At 27.5% G+C, this 3,433-nt stretch carries 2 protein-coding genes; both read right to left on the reverse strand.

Annotated elements, in window-relative coordinates; genetic code table 11:
- Positions 1-694: alpha-amylase family glycosyl hydrolase (locus ACRDBA_RS10480; protein WP_438572870.1), on the reverse strand; the 694-nt coding region annotated here is incomplete at its 3' end.
- Positions 695-892: 198 nt separating this feature from the next.
- Positions 893-3,304, reverse strand: a complete 2,412-nt coding sequence (locus ACRDBA_RS10485) for a glycogen/starch/alpha-glucan phosphorylase (protein WP_438572871.1) — start codon at positions 3,302-3,304, stop codon at positions 893-895.
- Positions 3,305-3,433 lie beyond the last annotated feature (129 nt).

A 3,433-nucleotide genomic window follows, 5' to 3' on the forward strand; every position in this document is an offset into this window, starting at 1 on the left:
CTTTAGATTGATATGCCCCTAAATTTGAGTATTCTCCAAATTTATTAAAGTATTTACTATTTGCTCCTGTATGGCTAAATACTCCATCCAATATTACTTTAATTCCTAGGTTATCAGCTTCCTTACACAGCTCTATAAAATCCTCATTAGTTCCAAACATACTATCAATTTTCTCATAATCCCCAACATCATACTTATGGCAGCTTTCTGCCTCAAATATTGGATTCATATAAATAATATTTGCCCCTAACTCTTTAATATGTGGAAGTTTCTTTATTACACCCCTTAAGTTACCACCATAAAAATCCCATCTCTTTATCTTTCCTTCATCATCCTTTATATACATTGGGTCATCTAACCATGATCCATATATAAAGGTATTTCTTTTATTAAAACTTAAACGTCCTAACTCATTTCCATTAAAAAATCTATCAACAAAAATCTGATATATAATGCCTTCCTTATACCATTTAGGTACTATACGCTCTTTGTGTACTGTTATTTGATACATTTTAGGATTTTCATTATATAAACTCCCTAGTCCACCTAACTCCTCTTCATTATTCCCATAATATAATGTATTGTTTTCGCGGAAAATTTCAAAATAGTAATTTATTACTCCGTAAAAATTTTTAGTGTCTAAATCTATATTAAATGTCATAACATTTGTGTTCTTATTTAATTTTTTATTCATCAATAATCTTGATTTTACACCTTGAAAATCTATTATATTGATATATACATCATCATCTAAGCTACTATCTATACTTAATGATACTTTAGTTCCTATTTTTACTGCCCCAAATGGACTCCTAAATTTTAAGTCATGTGAATTATGAACAACCTTAATATCTATAATAAATGCCCCCTTTTTACTAATATAAATCTAGTATTACTTCCATATTTCATTAGCATATTCTAGTATAGTTCTATCTGATGAAAACACGCCTGAATTAGCTATATTAATACCACATTTTTTCTGCCAATCTATTTGATTTTTAAACATTAAATCAACCTTATTTTGAGCCTTAATATAATCTTCAAAATCCCTTAGCACAAAAAATTCATCATTATATACAATTAAGTTATCATATATATTTCTAAACTGATCTTTATTAGTAGAGTACTTTCCATTTACTAAATCATTTATCACATTTCTTAATTCATAATTAGAGTTATATATATCTATTGATGAATAATTGCCTCTATTATAATAATCTAATACCTCATTAGCCTTTAACCCAAATATAACAATATTATCATCCTTAACCTGATCTCTTATCTCTATATTAGCTCCATCTAATGTTGCTATTGTAATAGCACCATTCATCATAAATTTCATATTTGATGTTCCTGACGCCTCTTTAGTCGTAGTTGATATTTGTTCACTTAAATCAGTTGCTGGTATTATTTTTTCAGCTAACGAAACCCTATAGTTATCCATTAGAACAACCTTAATTTTCTTATTTACCCTTGAGTCATTATTTATCTTATCTGCAATTGAATTTATTAATTCAATTGTTGACTTAGCTAAATAATATCCTGGTGCTGCTTTTCCACCAAAAATAAATGTTCTTGGACTGATATCCATATTAGGGTCATTTAATAATTTATTATATAAATCCATTATTCTTAAACAATTTAAAGTCTGTCTCTTATATGCGTGTATTCTTTTTACTTGCACATCAAAAATAGAATTTGGATCTACTATAATTCCTTTAGTCTTATATATTTCATTAGCTAATTTAACTTTATTATTCTTTTTAATTTCTGATAGTTTTTCTAATACTGCCTTGTTATCTAAAAAGCTTTCAAACAACTTTAGCTTTGTAGTATCTCTGATAAAACCATCACCTATAGTCTCTTTTAGTAAATCTGATAACTCTGGATTGCTCTTTACTAACCATCTCCTATGAGTTATCCCATTAGTTTTATTATTAAACTTATTTGGATAAAAGTTATATAAATCAACTAATTCTCTTTTCTTTAATATCTCTGTGTGAAGATTTGCTACTCCATTAACACTATGACTTCCTACAACTGATAAATTAGCCATTCTTATATTTCCATCGGCTATAATAGCCATATCAGAAATTTTATTCATATCATTTGTATAGTTGCTCCAAAGTTCTTCACAATATTTTTTATTTATTTCTTCTATAATCATATAAATTCTTGGCAATAAATTTTTAACCATATCTATTGGCCACTTTTCTAAAGCCTCTGATAATATAGTATGATTAGTATAAGAAACAACCTTCTGAGTTATCTCCCAACTTTCTTGCCACTCTAACATTTCCTCATCTATCAATATTCTCATCAATTCTGGAATAACTAATGAAGGATGTGTATCATTTATATGCATACTTACTTTTTTGTCTAAATCTAAGATATTTCCCCCATTTTTTTTATACTTTCTAATAATACTTTTAACACCTGCTGAAACAAAGAAATATTCTTGCTTTAAGCGTAATAGCTTACCTTCATAAAAACTATCTTCTGGATATAGTATTTCTGTTATTGCTTCAACACTATTTTTATATCTATTTGCTGATAGATAATCGCCTCTATTAAATGCTTGAAAATCAAATTCATTATTTACTGGTTCTGAACTCCATAATCTTAAAGTATTCACAACATTATTTTTATATCCTAATACTGGGGTATCATACGGTATTGCTAACACTTCTTCATAATCTGAATGAATAAAAGTTAGCTTATTATCTATTATTTTAGTTGTGACGTTTCCTCCAAATCTTACAATTTCAGATTCACATTCTTTTCTTACTTCCCAAGGATTAGTTGATTTTAACCAATTATCTGCTTTTTCTATTTGCCTTCCATCAACTATCTCTTGTTCAAAAAATCCATGTCTATAACGAATTCCACATCCATTTCCTGCAATATTCAATGCTGCCATAGAATCTAAAAAGCATGCTGCTAATCTTCCTAAACCACCATTTCCTAATCCTTGATCTTGTTCTATTTCTTCTAGTTTATCAATATCAATATTTAAATTCTTTAAAGCAAGTCTACAATTATCTCTTATATCTAAACTTAACAATGCATCTCCTAATAGCCTTCCTAATAAAAATTCCATTGAAAAATAATAAACTTCTTTTTCTTTTAAAGTATTACTTCTTTTATTAGTTTCTAGCCAATCTTTAGCTGCATAGTCCTTTATTAAAGCTACTAAAGTATTATATTTTTCAAGATCACTCCCATCATTAATATCTTTAATATATAATTTTAGGAATTTATCTTCAAAATCTTCCTTTATAATTTCTGGGGTTATTGACATCATAGTTCCTCCTAATATTTCAATTAAATATTAGTCTATTAATTCCTCATATAACTTCTTATATTCAATAGCTGACTTTTCCCAACTATTATCAGAATTCATAGCCTGTATTACTAATGATTGCCAATTTTT

Source organism: Clostridium sp. (assembly GCF_051654825.1).
In the GTDB taxonomy this organism is placed as follows: Bacteria; Bacillota; Clostridia; order Clostridiales; family Clostridiaceae; genus Clostridium.